This is a genomic window from Desmonostoc muscorum LEGE 12446 (assembly GCF_015207005.2).
Taxonomy (GTDB): domain Bacteria; phylum Cyanobacteriota; class Cyanobacteriia; order Cyanobacteriales; family Nostocaceae; genus Nostoc; species Nostoc muscorum.
The window spans coordinates 7309648-7328339 of sequence record NZ_JADEXS020000001.1; the positions used below are offsets into that span (position 1 = coordinate 7309648).

The 18692-nt window shown below is 40.6% G+C and carries 20 protein-coding genes; 9 read left to right on the plus strand and 11 right to left on the minus strand.

The window, feature by feature from the left end; translation table 11 throughout:
• Positions 1-2: 2 nt before the first annotated feature.
• The gene (locus tag IQ276_RS30090; protein WP_193917418.1) at positions 3-161 is read right to left on the minus strand and encodes a hypothetical protein; all 159 of its coding nucleotides are present in this window, start codon (positions 159-161) and stop codon (positions 3-5) included.
• Between the two features lie 20 nt (positions 162-181).
• The gene (locus IQ276_RS30095; protein WP_193917420.1) at positions 182-1138 is read right to left on the minus strand and encodes a sulfurtransferase; all 957 of its coding nucleotides are present in this window, start codon (positions 1136-1138) and stop codon (positions 182-184) included.
• Positions 1139-1514: 376 nt separating this feature from the next.
• Here IQ276_RS30095 and IQ276_RS30100 point away from each other — a divergent pair, with 376 nt between their 5' ends.
• Positions 1515-2024 carry a GNAT family N-acetyltransferase gene (locus tag IQ276_RS30100; RefSeq protein ID WP_193917422.1) on the plus strand — a complete coding sequence of 170 codons (510 nt, stop codon included), beginning with the start codon at positions 1515-1517 and terminating at the stop codon, positions 2022-2024.
• 195 nt (positions 2025-2219) lie between these two features.
• Positions 2220-2933 carry an HAD family hydrolase gene (locus IQ276_RS30105; RefSeq protein ID WP_228043082.1) on the plus strand — a complete coding sequence of 238 codons (714 nt, stop codon included), beginning with the start codon at positions 2220-2222 and terminating at the stop codon, positions 2931-2933.
• On the opposite strand, the gene IQ276_RS30110 is transcribed toward IQ276_RS30105, so the two are convergent.
• The 3 genes from IQ276_RS30110 to IQ276_RS30120 are packed head-to-tail and all read right to left on the minus strand — an operon-like array spanning position 2867 to position 5017.
• Entirely contained in the window at positions 2867-4285 is a 1419-nt protein-coding gene (locus tag IQ276_RS30110) for an amidase (RefSeq protein ID WP_193917424.1), read from the minus strand. The two genes, IQ276_RS30105 and IQ276_RS30110, sit on opposite strands and share 67 nt — an antisense overlap.
• A 40-nt stretch (positions 4286-4325) precedes the next feature.
• Entirely contained in the window at positions 4326-4574 is a 249-nt protein-coding gene (locus IQ276_RS30115) for a GNAT family N-acetyltransferase (protein WP_235116097.1), read from the minus strand.
• Complete coding sequence (locus IQ276_RS30120) at positions 4571-5017, minus strand: hypothetical protein (protein ID WP_193917426.1); 447 nt, start codon at positions 5015-5017, stop codon at positions 4571-4573. The genes IQ276_RS30115 and IQ276_RS30120 overlap by 4 nt, the downstream gene beginning before the upstream one ends.
• Before the next feature lie 190 nt (positions 5018-5207).
• On the opposite strand from IQ276_RS30120, the gene IQ276_RS30125 reads away from it, so the two are divergent.
• On the plus strand, positions 5208-6098 hold the full coding sequence (locus IQ276_RS30125; protein ID WP_193917429.1) for an NAD(P)-dependent oxidoreductase: 891 nt from the start codon (positions 5208-5210) through the stop codon (positions 6096-6098).
• Positions 6099-6278: 180 nt separating this feature from the next.
• Here the strand turns inward: IQ276_RS30125 and IQ276_RS30130 are convergent, their stop codons facing one another.
• The 3 genes from IQ276_RS30130 to IQ276_RS30140 all read right to left on the minus strand — a co-directional run bounded on the left by IQ276_RS30130 (position 6279) and on the right by IQ276_RS30140 (position 10124).
• Entirely contained in the window at positions 6279-7169 is an 891-nt protein-coding gene (locus tag IQ276_RS30130; protein ID WP_193917431.1) for a hypothetical protein, read from the minus strand.
• 7 nt (positions 7170-7176) lie between these two features.
• Entirely contained in the window at positions 7177-8529 is a 1353-nt protein-coding gene (locus IQ276_RS30135; RefSeq protein ID WP_193917434.1) for an AAA family ATPase, read from the minus strand.
• 155 nt (positions 8530-8684) lie between these two features.
• Positions 8685-10124, minus strand: coding sequence for an RtcB family protein (locus IQ276_RS30140; RefSeq protein ID WP_193917436.1), 1440 nt, complete (start codon positions 10122-10124; stop codon positions 8685-8687).
• 341 nt (positions 10125-10465) lie between these two features.
• On the opposite strand from IQ276_RS30140, the gene IQ276_RS30145 reads away from it, so the two are divergent.
• The 4 genes from IQ276_RS30145 (at position 10466) to lepB (ending at position 14883) form a co-directional block, all read left to right on the plus strand.
• Positions 10466-10660, plus strand: coding sequence for a heavy-metal-associated domain-containing protein (locus IQ276_RS30145; protein WP_190883916.1), 195 nt, complete (start codon positions 10466-10468; stop codon positions 10658-10660).
• Positions 10661-10813: 153 nt separating this feature from the next.
• On the plus strand, positions 10814-13138 hold the full coding sequence (locus IQ276_RS30150) for a heavy metal translocating P-type ATPase (protein ID WP_235116098.1): 2325 nt from the start codon (positions 10814-10816) through the stop codon (positions 13136-13138).
• Between the two features lie 152 nt (positions 13139-13290).
• On the plus strand, positions 13291-13512 hold the full coding sequence (locus IQ276_RS30155) for a hypothetical protein (RefSeq protein WP_193914542.1): 222 nt from the start codon (positions 13291-13293) through the stop codon (positions 13510-13512).
• 105 nt (positions 13513-13617) lie between these two features.
• A complete protein-coding gene (gene lepB / locus IQ276_RS40800) occupies positions 13618-14883 on the plus strand; it encodes a signal peptidase I (RefSeq protein WP_193914540.1) in 1266 nt (421 codons plus the stop codon).
• 274 nt (positions 14884-15157) lie between these two features.
• Here the strand turns inward: lepB and IQ276_RS30165 are convergent, their stop codons facing one another.
• Positions 15158-15589 carry a nucleoside deaminase gene (locus tag IQ276_RS30165; RefSeq protein ID WP_193914538.1) on the minus strand — a complete coding sequence of 144 codons (432 nt, stop codon included), beginning with the start codon at positions 15587-15589 and terminating at the stop codon, positions 15158-15160.
• A 24-nt stretch (positions 15590-15613) separates the two neighbouring features.
• Between IQ276_RS30165 and IQ276_RS30170 the strand changes: the two genes are divergently transcribed.
• Positions 15614-16537 carry a nucleoside hydrolase gene (locus tag IQ276_RS30170; RefSeq protein WP_193914536.1) on the plus strand — a complete coding sequence of 308 codons (924 nt, stop codon included), beginning with the start codon at positions 15614-15616 and terminating at the stop codon, positions 16535-16537.
• Between the two features lie 304 nt (positions 16538-16841).
• Here the strand turns inward: IQ276_RS30170 and IQ276_RS30175 are convergent, their stop codons facing one another.
• Positions 16842-17633: an SDR family NAD(P)-dependent oxidoreductase gene (locus tag IQ276_RS30175; RefSeq protein ID WP_193914534.1), complete on the minus strand. Its 792-nt coding sequence runs from the start codon at positions 17631-17633 to the stop codon at positions 16842-16844.
• A 98-nt stretch (positions 17634-17731) separates the two neighbouring features.
• Entirely contained in the window at positions 17732-18184 is a 453-nt protein-coding gene (locus tag IQ276_RS30180; protein ID WP_190883922.1) for a MarR family winged helix-turn-helix transcriptional regulator, read from the minus strand.
• A 221-nt stretch (positions 18185-18405) separates the two neighbouring features.
• Here IQ276_RS30180 and IQ276_RS30185 point away from each other — a divergent pair, with 221 nt between their 5' ends.
• Positions 18406-18675, plus strand: coding sequence for a Wadjet anti-phage system protein JetD domain-containing protein (locus IQ276_RS30185; RefSeq protein ID WP_228042866.1), 270 nt, complete (start codon positions 18406-18408; stop codon positions 18673-18675).
• Positions 18676-18692 lie beyond the last annotated feature (17 nt).

Sequence of the window (18692 nt, forward strand, 5' to 3'; positions counted from 1 at the left end):
AACTAAGCTCCTGAGCGATCGCTTGTAGAATTTACTGGTGATTGATCTTTACTTCTTCTACAACTTACTAAAGTATCTCGATCCTGATTATTATCAGCAAATACATCTGCTGTCCCAAGGATGGTAATTGCTGCTGCAATTAACAAAATTGCATATTTCATACATTTCTCCTGATTTGGTATTAACTTAATTTTTCTTCTCCAGTAGCTACTGGTAAATCTTTTTGAGCGCTATACTCAGTCCAAGCACCTTCATAGATCCTGACTTTTGGATAACCAAGAAGATGCTTTAAGACGACATATTGTAATGTTGCTTCTCTTCCTGTGCTACAAGAAACAATAATGTCACTTGAGGGATTAATCTTTTTATCTGTGAGAATTTTCTTAATGTCGTCTAATGACTTTAATTTGTGAGGATTCTTAGCATCCACAAATGTCACCCAAGGAATATTCCGTGCACCAGGAATATGTCCGTTGCGTATCCAAATATTTTCTTCACCCCGAAATAATTTTTCTGGTCTGGGGTCAATAAAAGTAACTCCTGGCTTTCCAATGAGCTTTTTCACATCATTTAAAGTCACTCGAACTGAAGGGTTATCCCGAACTGTGAATTTGCCTACTGAGTATTTAGGAAATTCTTTGGTTACATCTTGAGCAGCTTTATAACCTGTGTAGCCACCATCTAATACAGCGATATCTTTCAGTCCAGAACGTTCTAGTAGATAAGCAACCATTGTTGCACCTAAAACATCCCTGTCATCTGAATATACAAGAACACGACTGTTATTTGTTAATCCGGAATTAGCAAAAATTTCTCCTAGTTTTTGATTGTTCCAATACTGCACGGGTAAGCCTTCTTTTGGCCCGCGAAAAGCAGTATCAGCAATATTCACCGCACCCGGAAGGTGTCCTTCTATATAGTCGAGAGGAAAGTTACGTACATCCAAAATTCGCAAATTTGCATTTTTGGAATTCTCTACAACCCAATTTGGTGAAACAAGCTGAATATTAGCACGAGGATTAGCTGAGAATGCCGAAAAAGGTAATAACGGGACAATCACCACAACAGCAAAAAATACTGCTACCAAAGTAAATAACTTCGGTTTTTTCAACTTTGACAATAAATATCTTAAATTCATGTCTACATTCCTGAACTATCTAATAAAGCTCTTGTGTAAGTCAGCCAAACAACTTGTGCAGCCTTTGTACAAAGTTGCCAAATACACATATCTGTCCGTTTTACCACTTAAAATACTGTAAGTCGGTCGATAAAAAGTATTTAGTGTAAATAATCATCTCATATTAACAAACAGAACACAAGTAATACAAATGACGATATGTGTATCAATATTTTGTATTTTCTGTATAAATTTAAGGAATAAATTCGTTGTAGGGGCGTACATCTGTACGCACTTACATATGTATCTGTATTAAATATTTTGTCAAAATGGTATCACGCAGCGCAACGCACCCTACATTGAAATTTCTCAGTCCCGCTCTGAACATTATAAAAGTATGAGGGTAAATAACTCGAACTTATGCTTATACAAAACTGAGGAAGCTGACCTTGATTACATTCTGGGTGCTGAAACTGATGATGAAAATCGCCAGTATATAATTCCTTGGTCACGTGAACAACATTTACAAGCTATAGTAAATCCTGATATTGCTCATCTGATTGTTAAAAATGAAACAAGAGTAGGTTACGTTATCCTAGCAGGGTTGCTTGATTCCAATCAAAGCATTGAATTTCGTCGAATTGTGATTACTGAAAAAGGAAAAGGTTATGGCAAAGTGACAGTTCAAATGATTAAACAATTAGCATTCGAGACTTACAAGGCTCATAGATTATGGTTGGATGTCAAAGTACAAAATAAACTAGCCCAAGCTGTCTATAAAAAATCAGGTTTTGTAGTAGAAGGGACGTTGCGTGAATGTTTGAAAGTAGAAGGGAAGTATGATTCCTTAATTATTATGTCTATCTTGCAGCAAGAGTATTTTAAGGAGTGTCTGAACTTAGAGTGAGGTACAGATAATCGTAGGGAACATGGCTGTGCCCCTATCCGTATACTTCATTTAGGGAACTTCAAGAAATAAATTATCCAATTTTGTGGGGCGGGCGAGACGCCCACCCCACAAGAGTTAATTGTATATTTTTTTATTTGGAAGTCCCTTACCTGAAATACGCTGTAAATCTGAGAACCACTCACTAGAGCAAATATGATGAAATTAGTAATGTTTGACATTGATGGCACTCTTACTGAATCGAATAACCTCGACAATGAATCATATTTACAAGCATTATATGAAGTATTTGGTTTTTCAGAAGTATCAAGTGACTGGACATCATATACTCATGTCACAGATGCTTGTATTTTAAAGGAAGTCTGTCAAAGTAAACTTGGTCGCATTCCTTCATCTAGCGAAGTTGAGGCATTTCAACAGCGTTTTTTAGAATTACTCATCGACGGTGCCGAAGCACACAGTGGAGTAAAAGCAATACCAAGTTCATCTGATATGTTGAAAAAGCTCCTTGCATCTTCTGACTATCAGGTAGCCTATGCTGGAGGAGGTTGGACAGCATCAGCGATATTCAAGTTAAAATCTGCTCATCTTCCCATTGATTATATTCCTTGTGCTTTTTCGGATGATGACGAGTCGCGTGAGGGAATAATGGCGATCGCACATTCTAGAGCCGAAATCTATTACAATCAACTTTTCTCTGAAGTTGTTTACGTTGGTGATGGTGTTTGGGATATTCGTTCGGCTCACAAATCAGGATATTCATTCATTGGTATTGCCTCAGACAATGAAGCTAAAGCATTATTCAACGAGGGGGCGACTGATGTTTTTCCCAACTACGATGACTACGAGAGTTTTTTATTAGCCTTGAAAAAGGCTACAGGCATAACGAAAGGAGAAACCGTTTCATAAGCTTTAGCTGCTTGTAATACTAGTAAATCTCTGTATTTGGCAGCGACAATTTGTATACCTACAGGTAGACCGTTTTTGGTGAAGCCACAAGGTACAGAAGCAGCGGGTTGTTGTGTCAAATTAAAAGGATAAGAAAAAGGCGACCAATCTCGCTGCGGATTGTCAATATATGACTGGGGTCTGTTTTGTCCCACGGGAAAAGCGACTGTAGGTAAAGTGGGAGTAATTAGCAAATCGTAGTTTTGGTGAAAGCGTTGCAGATGTCTGGCTAAAGCTTCACGAGCATCCTGAGCGCTGATGTATTCTGATAGAGTAAGGCGATCGCCTTCTTTAGCAGTAGCCTGTAACCCTTCTTCAATCACAGCTTGTTGTTCTGGACTAAAGCTGCGCAGTAGCTTGGCTGCACCCGCTTGCCACAAGGTTTGAAAAATACTGCGGGGATTGGCAAAACCAGGATCGACTTGTTCAACAACGGCACCGAGTTTGGCAAAAACATCGACTGCGGCTTTAACTAAGGCGGCTACTTCGGAGTCAACATCGGCGTATCCAAAGTTTGGACTGTAAGCAATCCGCAATCCAGCTACACCCCGATTTAAATCTAAAGTATAGTCTTGTTGCTCATCTGGTAAAGCATACCAATCACGAACATCAGGATGGGCAATAACATTTAATGTGACTGCTGCATCGGTAACAGTGCGAACAAGAACGCCAATATGAAACAAATTTCCAGTGTGGGCTGATGGATAACCAGCCACACGTCCAAAAGTGGGTTTGAAACCAAACACCCCTGTTAACGCCGCCGGTGTTCTTGACGAGCCGCCGCCATCAGTACCGAGATGAAGTGTACCCATCCCTAATGCAGCAGCCACAGCCGCCCCGCCGCTACTACCTCCGGGAGTCAGTTCTGTATTCCAAGGATTGCGGGTAATACCAGTCAGGGGACTATCGGTGACACCCTTCCAGCCAAATTCTGAAGTTGTAGTTTTTCCGAGTAGTACTGCTCCCTGTTCCCGAAAACGAGCCACCGCAGGTGCATCTTCTTCCCAAGGTTGATTGGTGATAATCGCTTTACTTCCTCGGCGCGTTGGTAAACCCTTGGTTAACAGTAAATCTTTGGCAGTAAAGGGTATACCATCCACCAAGCCCAACGGATTTCCATTGAGCCAACGCGCTTCTGAAGCCTGGGCTTCAGCAAGGGCGGTCTTTTCATCGACGATCGCAAAGGCATTAACTGAGCTATTGTAAGCATTGATCCGTTCTAGGACAGCTTTGGTTGCTTCAACTGGTGACAACTGGCGATCGCGGTATAGTGATAAGAGTTCAGATGCAGAGAAATTAGCTATTTCTGACATAATTTGAGGTTTGAACTATTACGTATAGTTAGCTACATGATTAAAACTGTACTTTTTGACCTTGACCTATACAAAAAGGGCTAGCATAAGCGTAGCCTGCAAGTTCACCATTAATTTCGCAAACTAGCCAAGGCATTTGCTGTTGATAGCTCTTAATCCGGTTTTGAAACTCCGTTTTGCTGGGTGGTTCTAATTCAAAGGAAATTGTAGTTTCCTGGACAATCGGTGCATAAATTTCCAGGATTTTTGATGCATCGTTTTCATCAGCTAGTCTGATTGTCGCCTTCACTGCAATACTTGCCTTCTGGCAAACCAATTAAATAATAAAGCTGTTCCCAATCCCCAAGCACCATTGACTAATAAACCTGTAATCATCGCGGCTGGTTTCCAACCACCTGCTATGGGCAGACCTTTCAATGGTGCAACAATAAACCAGGCAATCAATGTCGGTGCAACAGCACCAAATATTAGCGCTGCTAACCAATAATTTTTGTTTACTTGCCAGCGTAGTGTCATCGTTGCCCAAACTAAACCCCAAATTCCTCCCCAGAAAGCACTTGAGAGCAATTGCGGTATACCAAAAGGCTGCGTGGGTGTAATTTGATAGGCTGGACGTGGGGTAAAATTAATTCCATGTAGCAGCGCCAGTAAACCTTGGTGAAATACCAGCACTGCTAGAAAGCCAGCAACAAAAGCTAGCAGAAATTTGTATACTTCTGTTTTTTGAGTCATTCAATAGCTTGCTTTTTGAGAACAATTTGTGATAACTTCCTATTTAGATAAAATACGGTAACTCAATCAATTTACTGTATTTTGTTTCATAACTCAATCTCCCCACCCATGCCAAGCAAGGAGTACTGGGTGTCCAAATAAAGGGCGCACACCAGTACTCTTTGAGCAGCATTTCGGAATCAAGCTTTCCATGCAAATTCAAACTGTTGGTATTTTAAGTCCGGGCGACATGGGGCAGGCCATCGCCGCTGTACTCAATCAACATGGATTGAAAACCATTGCTGCCTTAGATAATCGAAGCGAGCGCACTCGACAATTAGCCGCCGTAGCCAACATCAAGGATGTCGGTTCACTCAAACAACTAGTGATCGAATCCGATGTGGTGCTGTCAGTGCTAGTTCCCGCGGCCGCCACAGAGGCAGCAGAAGAAGTAGCTCAAGCAATAGGCAGCGTTGGCAAAAGCATTTTATATGTTGATGCCAACGCGATCGCACCCCAGAAAGTGAGAAATATTGCCCAAATAATTGAATCAAAGGGCGGACAATTTGTTGATGCATCAATCATTGGCCCGCCTCCACGAGTTCCCAATCGCACCCGCATCTATGCATCCGGAAAACAGGCAATTGAACTCCAACAATTGCGAGATTATGGATTAGATGTACGCGTAATTGGCGATGAAATTGGTCAAGCTTCTGGGTTAAAAATGTGCTATGCAGCACTGACAAAAGGATTAACAGCGATCGGTACAGAATTGCTGATTGCAGCCCACCGCTTAGATTTAGACCAAGAACTGTGGGATGAAGTGTCCAGTAGCCAACCAGAACTAGCAAAAATACTTACTCGTTCCCTACCATCCATGACACCAAAAGCACATCGATGGGTGGGAGAAATGGAAGAGATTGCAGAGACATTTCAAGCGTTGGATTTGACTGAGCGGATTTTTCAAGGTGCAGCCGATGTTTATCGGTTGGTAAAAGAAACATCCTTGGGTAGGGAAACACCAGAAGAAAGCGATCGCGATCGTCCACTACCAGACATAATTACTACCCTTTCCCAAGAAGCTTTAAAACTTAACAGTTAAGCTCATGCCATCCCTAAAAACAGATGGTTGGATTTTGGGACTTCCAGAGAATAAATTATCCCAAATTATTTGTACATTTGTAGGGGCGCACAGCTGTGCGCCCCTACGATGGAATATTTTTTTCCTTGGAAGTCCCTTAAAGGAAATCTGTCAAAGTAAACTTGGTCAGATTCCTTTAGATTATCTATCAATACGAGCCAGTAAGCGCTGAAATAGACCTTCTTGAGATAATTTTTCAGCATCAATACATGTTAATAAGTTTCCTGCCAGAATCTCTGAATTGTAAGAACTCTTGATTTCTTTCCTAAGATAGGGTCTGATGTACCAATACAAAAGCTCAGTAAAATCATGTCCATGAATTTTATATCGTATATCTATCAGTTCTTTTGCACGTAATTCTTCGAGTTTAGTTATAAATTTCGATTCCTGTGAGCGCTTATTATTGCTATTTAAATATTTAGTAATAAAACTTTTGAACTCGAACTGAATCTGATTATTATTTTTATCTAATTTACAACAATCACCAAATTTTTCTAGCCATGTCATATTTAATTCAAGTGCTTCATTGGTAGCCCTAATTAAGAATAAATCCTCTAATACCCTAGATACTTGATTAAGTACTTCCCTAGCTTTGGGCTGAGACAAACGTAGCCCTAAACGCAGGCATTTATCTAAAACAACCTCGTTAAATAGGTACATTTCAAGACAGGAATAATCAGTAAATAATAGTAAATCACACTGATATTCTTTGCTAAATATCCAATCAAAATCCTTATCTGCGATGCATGTAATATGTAGAGAAGTTTCTGAAAATTTATCGTATATATATAGAGCAAGAGCAATAACACGACTTCGGTTATTGTCTTTTAATCCTAGTTGAAATAGTAATTGGGCAGGAATTTCAACTGTATCAATTTCATAAACAGCAAAATCTTGATGTTCTTTATGGTCTAAAAACCATTCTATCAATAGCTTATCTGTCCTACCTTCAACATATATATCACACAGATATGGTTCAAGTTCATATCTAGTTACAAGCTCGTCAAGCGTGCGTCGTCTTTGATTCTCCATTTCTGAATTATTTCTCCAACTTCACAAGCTTAACGACATTGTTGTTGTACTGAGAAAGTAATTCAATTGAATGAGTAGCTAATATAAATTGAACTTGGCTTCCTTTTGTCAGTTCAAGCAATGCACGAATAAGTTGACGCTGCCATTTGATATTTAGTGATATTTCTGGCTCATCAATAATAAAGATTGTTGCTTTATCTCTCGCGGTGAGAGTATTACAAAAAAGTAGTAAGAGTTGCTTTTCTCCCGAAGAAAGAGTTTCTGGAGATAATTCTTTTCCTTCCTCAGTAAATATTTTTAGTCCGTCTCTGACATGCAACCTTATATATTTATCACGAAAAAATAATTTATTGATTGTCGTTTCAAAAATAGTCAATAAACTTTGTGTATCCTGGAGAGCATCAAAACGTCCTGTTACACTATCTAAATAAGGTTTCAACACTCTTGATATAATTGAAGAATCAGTTTTAGTATTAGATTTTAGTATGTTAACAATTTTTTGAGTCTCTAATGGTGGCATTAACCCAAACCGAGAAAAATCTTTACTACGATCTTCATGGGCTTTTAGCTCACTGATTAGCATTTCAGTTGATTGTGATAATTCTTCTTCAACTAAACTTCCTGAAGTCTGAAGAATCCTTGTAATAATTTCTTCGTATATATTATGAACATTTGCTTCTCCTTGATTAGCTCCTTTTAAGGCTTGATCGCGAATCCATTCTTCAGTTCTATGAATAGACGTTTTAAGAGCATGTTTTCTATTTATACTATATTTATCATCAAGCGGATTACCAATATTTGATAATATCATTCGCCTTAATTGCCTTTCATCTTGTATATCTTCAGTTTCAAAAATATCACTATTTAAAACTCTATTATCGCCTAATAAAAATAAACTTAATTGAAGTTGGGAAATATTCTGATAAAATTCATATCCTGGGAGATAATCTTGTATTGCTTGAATCCTATTATCAGACTCAGCCTGAATATCTTCAGTAAAAATAATATTATTCTCTTGTGAAAGCTGAAGTCGAAATGAGCCAATTAAAGTCCCATTTACTCGGCTGGCAATAATACTTGTTCTATCAGCAAGAAAGACTGAAAACTTGGCAAAAGGGGTTTTAGCTAAAAAAGTTCGATGACCGCGATGGTTACCTGTTGATAGCAGGTGAAATAAAAGTTTAAGGATAGTAGTCTTACCAGAACCATTGTCCCCATAAAGGATAATTAGTGAAGAATCTATGTGAGGATTATTATCTTTTTTTGCCAAACTATATGTATACTTACCAAAGAGCCGTTCTACTTCAATGCGAACTACAGATAGGGGAGGACTAGCTGTGTTTATATCGAGCATCTGCATAAAAAATACTGTTCCTTATTTCAAGAGATAGGGTTGTAAAATTTTAAATTTATTTTACTCCCCTAATTACATTTTATCGTTCAGTTAGATGGCAATTAACTCTTAAGTTACATTTAGATAAATCTAGCTGCAATAATTAATTGCCTTTGACTAATTTACGCCTTAAACGTCAACACCGGACTCAACTGCGCCACAACATCAACCATTCCTGCCTCAACCTGGACATCAATCACAGACTGAATCGGTTTGTAAGCGGCTGGTGCTTCTTCAATGCGGCGTTCTTCACGCAAGGTGATGCAGTCTACTCCAGTTAATCCCAGTTCTGCCTCACTTTGGGATGCACCTCTGCGATTGAGGTCAAAGCGAGAACGAATTCTTCCCGCCCCATGTGAAGCAGAATTACAAAATGCTGTATTGCCTCTGCCCACCATTAAATAAGAATAAGCACCCATTGAACCAGGGATAATCACTGGTTGTCCTGGATGGGCGGGACAAGCACCCTTGCGTGTTATCCATCCTTCACCTTCTGGTAAAGTGATGTTGTGCGGTAAGTCATAAACTAGAGGTGCTTCGACATCTTTGTATACTTCTCGCAAACGCAGACGTAGTAGTTCCGCTAACAGCAGGCGATTGACAAAGCCATAGTTAGCGGCTGTTGCCTCAGCTTGCAGGTAACTCGCAACTAATTCGGGATGAGAAGAATTTGAAAGAGGAAAAATCTGAGAATCTGGGTATTTCAAACCTTTTTGCCAAGCCACCTTAGCTTTATCTCGCCACATTCCGCCGATGTACTTACCCACATTCCGAGAACCAGAGTGAATCATAAAAGCTAGCTGTCCTTCGCGCACTCCCCAAGCATGGGCAAGTGTGCGGTTTTCGACTTTATCAACTCGCTGCACCTCTACAAAATGATTGCCGCCGCCGATGGTTGCTAGTCCGCCATCGCGCACTAGTCCAGCATCGGGAACCAATTCTTCAGGCGCGAGTTTCCAGTCACCATCCATTGAACCACCTAAGAAGATGGCATCGCTTTCTTCGGCAAGTTGTTGCAAATCAGACTTAACTACACTCCCCATAGGGTGATCTAGCATGGCATCTAACCAACCCGGAACTCCGTACTGAAATAAAGCTTGCATTGCTTGGGCAGTCATAGTTACATCACGCGTACCGAAGAAGTAATCCCCCTTCATCCGTTCTACGAATTGGTCACGCTTGGCGAGAAATTCCTCGATTGTCAAATCAGCTACATGTAGACGCATCCCACAATTGATGTCAGAACCGACAGCACCAGGGATTACCTGACCCACAGTTTCTACAACTGAACCAATGGCAACCCCTGCATCACCAGGATGAAAGTCAGGCGTAGCACAGGCACGACACACACATCCACCCGACGGGTGACGGACGCTTGCCAAATTCGCTAACTGCTTCAGCGCCTTAGCTTCTACGGGTAAATCTTCCGGTATTAATACTTCTGCTACAGCAGCATCAGGATAATTAGCTAGGCGAACAGAATAAGTCTTGTTATTGTAAGTGACATCTAAACCCTGCCGCTGTAAAGCACGCAGGAGACGTTTTAAATTTTTTGGCTGCATGAAAACTCCAAATTAGAGTCTTAAAAAAGACCCTTTGTTGTGAAGAGATAAGGAGACTTGGGTTCAGCAGCCGCGTCTCAAGGGGGTTATTTTCCCAGAATTGTGGGGAAAACAACAGATATATCACCTTAATAGCACACACTTTCATCCGGTGACAAGTTGTTGTAGCACATTGTATTTTTGAAACTTTTAAAAATCTCTAGACTCTCTAGCCAGCTGGAGAGTCTAGGATAAATTCAAGGCGATTCTTCGGCCAGAAATCATAAATTTCTGGGATGTAAGATTAAGTCCCAGTCATCCAGCTTGGTGTGGCGAGGTTGTTTATTTTATCCCGTAAATCTATGACTTTCCAACTCACAGTTCCCAACATGGCTTGTTCTGTTTGTGCAAGTACCATCACCAAAGCACTTCAGGCAGTCGATGCCAATGCTAGCATTCAAGCCGATCCAACAACCAAGCTTGTCAGCGTCGAAACTCAAGCTTCAGAAACAGCGATTAAGGAAGCGTTAGCTGCTGCTGGCTATCCAGTCGGCTAAAGAAAGGGGAGTGGGGAGTGGGGAGTGGGGAGGCAGGGGAGGCAGGGGGAGAAATAACCAATGCCCTATGCCCTATGCCCTATGCCCTATGCCCTATGCCCTATGCCCTATGCCCCATGCCCCATGCCCAATCCCCAATCCCCAATCCCAAGTATGGATACTCTCACACTGAAACTTCGAGGCATGAGTTGTGCCGCTTGTGCCAACAACGTCGAAAAGGCGATTCGCTCGGTTCGCGGGGTGATTGACTGCAACGTTAACTTTGGAGCTGAACAAGCCGCCATCAATTACGATCGCTCTCTCACCAATTTAGAACAAATCCAAGGTGCGATCGCGGCTGCTGGTTACTCTTCTGACTCACTCTCCGAAGAAATCCTGTCTCCAGAAGATGATGCCGAGACAGCAACTAGACAAGCAAAACAACGCGAACTCTCACTCAAGCTATTGGTAGGAGGTGTAATCAGCAGTTTCCTATTTTTAGGATCGCTGCCGATGATGACTGGGGTAAATTTGCCCTTGATTCCCAGTTTCCTGGAGAATCCCTGGGTACAGCTAGTGCTGACAACACCGGTCGTGTTTTGGTGTGGTGGATCTTTTTACCGCAATGGCTGGAAAGCTTTTAAGCGTCATACGGCAACGATGGACACGCTGATTGCTTTGGGTACAAGTGCAGCCTATCTATATTCTTTGTTTATTACCGTTTTTCCTGGATTTTTTATTGCTCAGGGCTTGATTCCTCATGTTTATTATGAAGTTGCTGCCATTGTCATTACCTTAATTTTGTTGGGGCGATTATTGGAAAATCGCGCCAAGGGACAAACTTCTGAAGCTATCCGCAAACTCATGGGACTCCAAGCCAGAGATGCTAGAGTCATCCGCGATGGTGTGGAAATTGATGTTCCCATTGCCGAAGTCAAAATCAACGATGTGATTTTGGTACGCCCTGGCGAAAAAATTCCAGTAGATGGCGAAGTGATTGCAGGGGTTTCCACGGTAGATGAAGCAATGGTGACTGGTGAAAGTTTGCCAGTCAAAAAGCAACCACCAGATGAAGTGATTGGAGCAACGATTAACGGTGCGGGTGCATTTCAGTTTCGGGCGACACGAGTCGGAAAAGATACGTTTTTGGCTCAAATCGTCAAATTGGTGCAACAAGCACAAGGTTCTAAAGCACCAATTCAGCGGTTGGCAGATCAAGTGACGGGATGGTTTGTACCAGCTGTGATTGCCATTGCGATCGCCACTTTTGTGATTTGGTTTAATTTCACAGGCAACCTCACCTTAGCAACAATGACAACGGTAGGTGTACTAATTATCGCTTGTCCTTGTGCTTTGGGTTTAGCTACCCCTACTTCTGTAATGGTAGGAACCGGCAAAGGTGCAGAAAATGGTATTTTGATTAAGGGCGCAGACAGCTTAGAACTGGCACACAAAATCCAAACTATAGTTTTAGATAAAACCGGCACTTTAACTGTGGGTAAACCTACGGTTACAGATTTTGTAACTGTCAACGGCACAGCCAATGGTAACGAACTCAAGCTTTTACAGTTAGCAGCAACGGTAGAACGTAATTCTGAACATCCTTTAGCCTCAGCTGTTGTTAGGTATGCCGAGTCTCAACAGGTGAGTTTAATAGAGGCTAAAGACTTTCAAGCGATCGCAGGTAGTGGCGTCCAAGCAATTGTTAGCGATCGCCTGGTGCAAATTGGTACTCAACGCTGGTTAACAGAACTCGAAATTAATACCACGGTTATTGAGCAGTATAAAAATGCATGGGAAGCTGCTGGCAAAACAGTTATTTTCATAGCCGTAGATGGCGAAATCCAAGCAGTAATGGGTATTGCCGATGCCCTCAAACCTTCATCCGCAACAGTAGTAAAAACACTACAAAAGTTGGGTTTAGAAGTAGTAATGCTTACCGGAGATAATCGTCAAACTGCTGATGCGATCGCGGGACAAGTCGGCATCCAGCGAGTATTTGCCGAAGTCCGTCCAGATCAAAAGGCGGCGATAATCCAATCTCTGCAAAAAAAGGGACTGGGGACTAGGGACTGGGGACTAGGAAAAATTCTTCCCAGTACCCAATCCCCAGTACCCAATCCCCAATCCCTTGTCGCAATGGTAGGCGATGGCATAAATGATGCCCCAGCACTAGCACAGGCTGATGTGGGAATTGCGATCGGTACGGGGACAGATGTGGCGATCGCTGCTAGCGATATCACGCTCATTTCTGGAGATTTACAAGGAATTGTGACGGCTATTCAACTCAGCCGCGCTACTATCAACAATATCAGGCAAAATCTCTTTTTTGCTTTTATTTACAACGTTATCGGCATTCCCATTGCAGCTGGAATTCTCTTCCCAATCTTTGGTTGGTTACTCAATCCCATTATCGCCGGAGCCGCGATGGCTCTTTCTTCGGTTTCTGTTGTGAGTAATGCCCTAAGATTGCGTAAATTTCAACCAAAAACTCTCTGAATTTTGGATTTTAGATTTTAGATTTTGGATTGGGAATAGCCTTGATGAATCTGGGTTTATGCGATCCAAAATCCCAGACATAATTTTTCAGATCATTACCCAATCCCCAGTCCCCAATCCCCAATCCCCAGTCCCTTTTTTGGTATTAGCAAATGTTCAGTAAAAAAATTATTTGGGGAAATTTGGCTGGTTTAATTTTTCTGACTGGAACATCAGCTGTAGCCTTAGCAGAAATGCCAGTTCATTCAGAACAAAGTAGCCAATTTCACCACATAGAGCAACCTTTGGGCTTGAAAATTGGTGTGGCGATCGCTGGTTTAGCTTTAATCGGGCTAGAGTTGTGGTGGTTTCTCGTCTACATAGCCGATGAATAAGTTAAATCGGTGGCAAGAAATATAATTATATTACAAAATGTAATAATACTCAAAACCACACCATAAAAAAGTTGATAATTCATAAGAATTATCCGAATATAACTTATGCGAATTGATTTTATATTGCTGACTTTCCTCAGTGTTGTTAGCTTCATTCCCCTATTGAACTCTGAGATTTCACAGGTTAAACACCAAAAATTATTGCAGAAAATTCATAGGGATAAGTTATCCACCAAAAAAATCTTATCTGTTGATAGCAGCAATATTCGGACATTGAGAGAAATGTTTGAGATTAGATGGATACCAGCAGGTTCAATGGAAACTACTTTATATGGTAGTCCAGTGCAATGGAATGCAGATTATGTATTAGTTGATAAATTTGTTTACGATTCTCAATTGCCTAAACGTGGCGATATTATTATATTTAAGCCTACTGAAAAATTGACACAGCTAGAGTATACAGAACCATTTATCAAGCGGATTATTGCTCTACCTGGAGAAAAAGTAGAACTTAGAAAAGGTAAAGTATATATTAACAATCAGCTTCTTCAAGAAAAGTATCTTCATCCCAAACAAAAAACAACTATAGATGTTTGTGCATCGGATGAACAACCACCTGCTTTGTCTAAACCTCAAACTCTACCACCTAACTCGTATTTAACACTAGGGGATAATCGCACTAATAGTTACGATAGTCGTTGTTGGGGTTTTGTTCCTAAAGAAAATATTATTGGGCAAGTAGTCAGAAGAGTTTGGCCTCTAGAAAGTAAACTTGATTTAGATGAAACCCGCAATCAACAACAGTATTCTTTAGAAGAATTGTTTCTCAAAAATATAGGTTTTATAGTAGCTCCAAATAATTTAAATGATTCTATTAATTTCTTTCAAAAGTATTTAGGAGATGCTCGGAAAAATCGGGATATTAACGGTGAAATTACAGCCTTAAGACATCTTTCTTTGTATGGTATAATGCTTGGTTATAAAAACGATCAAGCGATGAATTATTCTCAACAACTCTTAAATATCGCACGTAAACATAAACTTTCGGGAGCAGAAACTCAAGCTTTGGCATATATGTCTTTAGCTTCTTTCCTTAAAGATGATCCTAATTTAGCCATTAATTACGGGCAGCAAGTTTTACCACTGGTACAAAAAAATGAAGATGATTACAGTGAATATACTGCGCTATTGAGTCTGGCGATCGCTCATGTATATTTAAATGATTGCTCTAAATATCAGCTTTTTTATAGTCAAAGTTTATCTGTTTTAAATAGACTTCCAAGCTCAAACAAAAAAATACTACAAGAACAAATATTTCCTATTTTTGAACAAGTAAATATAAAAGCTTGTTTACCACTATCAAAACTGTAAAGATTATTTACAGCAGATTGCAAGTTGGTGAGGTACAGATAATCGTAGGGGCGCACAGCTGTGCGCCCCTATCTGTGTACCTCATTTACCTGAAATACGCTGTATAAAGTAAATCTTAAGTAGGGTGTTAGGGTGTGTTACCGCTGTGTAGGAATTTGAGCGTTTGAGAAAGTCTAATTTAGCCGTAACGCACCATATCTACAGGTGCGTTAAGCGCTGCTTTAACGCACCCTACAATTTAAGCTTTACTTTATAAATGGTCTCTTATTGAATTTTACTTACCAATATCTTCGTTCCAAAGTTCAGGGTTACTTTCAATAAATTCACTCATTATTTGTTCGCATTCCTCAAGATTGAGATCAATTACTTCTACACCATGAGATATCATAAAATCTTTGGCACCAGGAAAAGTTCTGGATTCTCCGGCAATAACTTTTTTAATGCCAAATTGTACCACTGCCCCAGCGCATAAATAGCACGGCATTAAGGTTGAATATAGTGTTGTACCTCTATAGCTGCCAACTCTGCCAGCATTGCGAAGACAATCAATTTCGGCATGGGTAACAGGATCGGCATCTTGTACCCGTTTATTGTGTCCTCTGCCGAGAATTTTGCCATCCTTGACAAGAACCGAACCGATAGGAATTCCACCTTCTTGTCTGCCTTGTTTTGCTTCTTGAATTGCAACCTGCATAAATTCATCCATTTTTTTATTCTCCTTAAATAAAATATGTCAAAACAACTCGTATTAATGGATCATGATGGCGGTGTAGATGATTATTTAGCAACTATGCTGCTGCTGACAATGGATCATATCGAACTTCTCGGTGTTGTTGTCACCCCAGCCGATTGTTATATCCAACCAGCTGTTAGCGCCACACGGAAAATTCTCGATTTGATGGGATTTTCTCATATTCCGGTTGCAGAAAGTACTGTACGTGGTATTAACCCATTTCCCAATCTTTATCGCCGCGATTCCTTTATTGTTGACCATCTCCCCATTCTCAACCAAAGCGAAACCATCACTACGCCTTTAGTTGCTGAAACTGGTCAAGATTTTATGATTCAGGTATTACGTGAAGCATCAGACCCCGTAACCTTGATGGTAACTGGGCCGTTGACGACGGTTGCAGTCGCTTTGGAAAAAGCACCAGACATTGAAGCCAAGATTCACAAAATTGTTTGGATGGGGGGTGCTTTGAATGTTCCTGGTAATGTAGAAAAAAGTTTAGAACCAGGACAAGATGGTTCCGCTGAATGGAATGTTTATTGGGACCCAATTTCAGCAGCGCGAGTTTGGGAAACCCAAATTGAAATTATTATGTGTCCTTTGGATTTGACGAACAATGTCCCAGTCACATCAGAATTAGTGCAAAAAATGGGGCGACAACGCCACTATCCCCTCTCCGATTTAGCAGGACAATGTTATGCATTAGTTATCCCCCAAGATTATTATTTTTGGGATGTTTTAGCAACGGCTTATTTGGGACATCCAAAATTTTATCAATTGCGCGAATGGGAAACAGAAATTGTTACGAGTGGTCTGAGTCAGGGGCGAACTAAAATTGTGTCTGGTGGTCGGAAGATTTATGCAATGGATAAAGTAGATAAAGATGCTTTTTATGCTTATATTTTGCAGCAATGGGCGAGGTAAAAAAACTGAAATACGCTGTATATAAATGAATTTAGTAGAGATGTAGCAGTGCTACGTCTCTACTTGAAACCGTCTGTTAGAAGATGTTTGAAAAGTCCTTTAGTTGGTAGCAAAAAGTTTTATATCCACCATTATCCCCCTTTTTAAGGGGGACTTTAATTCTAATTCCCCCCTTTTTAAGGGGGGCTAGAAGGGGGATCAACAAGTGCCTAAAATCACAGCTAACCACTTTTCAAACAACCTCTTACAAGGGGGTTTTTCTTTTTTACCCTTGTCCGCTTATCTCCCTATCCCCTTGTCCTCTTCAGTCAGCGGACTGAAAGACTTTTTGGCTGATGCTGCTAACCAGCTTTGCCAGAGCAACACGAGGCAAAAGGCGTGGTAAAACATTTGACTCTAAAGTGTTTCTCAAACCAGGTATCACATAGTGTCGATTCTCCTCCAATGCAGACAAGCCGATGCGAACAACTTCTTGGGGTGAATGCTTCTTAAGGGTTAGATCTTGCCCCATTGCATTGAAAAACGCAGTATCTGTAGGGCCTGGACACAGAGCAAGTACCTTAATCCCTCTGCCCTGATATTCAGCCCACAGTGCTTCACTAAAAGAAAGAATGAATGCTTTGGTTGCACCATAAACCGCTTGATAGGGTAGCGGATAAAAACTGGCTGTGGAACCAATATTAATAATCGTGCCTTCACCCTTCTCCAACATGGCTGGAATAAAAGCATGGGTCAAATCAACAACCGATACAACATTCAACATCACCTGCTGATGGTCTTTATCGAGTGAAATGGTTTCAAAGTTTCCCTTTGTACTGAAACCCGCGTTGTTGATGAGCATATCCACATGCAATTGCCGCTTTTGCGTCTCTTCATACACATACAAGCCTATATTCTCGCAACTGAGGTCAGCAGCGATCGCATCTGCCCTAATTCCGTATTTATTATTCAGTTGAGTTGATAGTTCTTGCAACTTACTTTCTGAGCGTGCCACAAGGACAAGATTCATCCCTCGTTGTGCCAGCGCATGGGCAAATACTTCTCCGATTCCACTTGATGCACCTGTAATAAGCGCAGTTTTCCCGATGTAGGTCATTTTCTTTCTCCTTTTTTTAATTGAGCCTCAATTATTTAATACAACTTTTGAAAAGTTCAAATTTTGAAGTATATAGGTAAAAAAATATGAGATCAACGCTACAGATGCGATCGTTGTGGTCTGATTTTTTCCTCTACAAGATGGCGGGTTGCTTTTTTCATCATCCGTAACATTTGTTGTTGCTCTTGCTCGTCTAACGCATTCATAATTGCTTGACTCACCTTCCGATAATTTTCTACCTCCATCGCATAAATCTTTTCTCCTTCAGGAGTTAAACAAATTCTTACGATCCTTCTATCTTCATCTGAACGTTCGCGGCGCAAGTATCCCTTTTTCACGAGTTTTTCCACAATTCCTGTCGTGTTAGTAATGCTCAGTCCTGAACGTTCACTAATCTCGCGCATAATCAGTGATTGAGACTGACCAACCACATTGATTACTCTGCATTCTTGCTTACTAAGATTAGCTGCTTCCCCTAGACTCTGCTGTGCAACTTCAAACAGGTCTGCAAGAGCAGCAATGCAACGCGTTAGCTCGTCTGCTTGGCTCACAGTCGTCTCAGATTTACTCCACTAAATATATATTTCAAAATTTGAACTATTTATAGTATGAGCTACTTTCCCTTCCTTGTCAACTCCGTGTTGAAATCTATCTCAACCTCAAAAAACATAAGATGCAAGGGAGGTAAGATGAGGTCTCAAAAATGCTTGAAACCCAGATATATCAACAAACTAGGTAACCCGATGTCAAAGTCTCTCTGTATATACATTTGATGCTTTTTTCTAGCTACTTTTTGTCTAAGTCCCATTATTTTCCTCAAACCATTTCCATAATGATGGATGCAAAAACGTTTGAAACTTTCCAAGAATTTGCGGTTAATGTTACAGAATCAATTGCCGAAAATTTACTTTATCTTACTCCTGAAGAACAAGGTTTATATTCCTATCTCTCTATTGAGAATAAAAGCTTAGAGCAAGAACACATTAGTCAAAATTATGCCTATCAATATATACACAGTTCGTGTGTTAGGATACCTGACTGAAGCATAGAACAAAATAC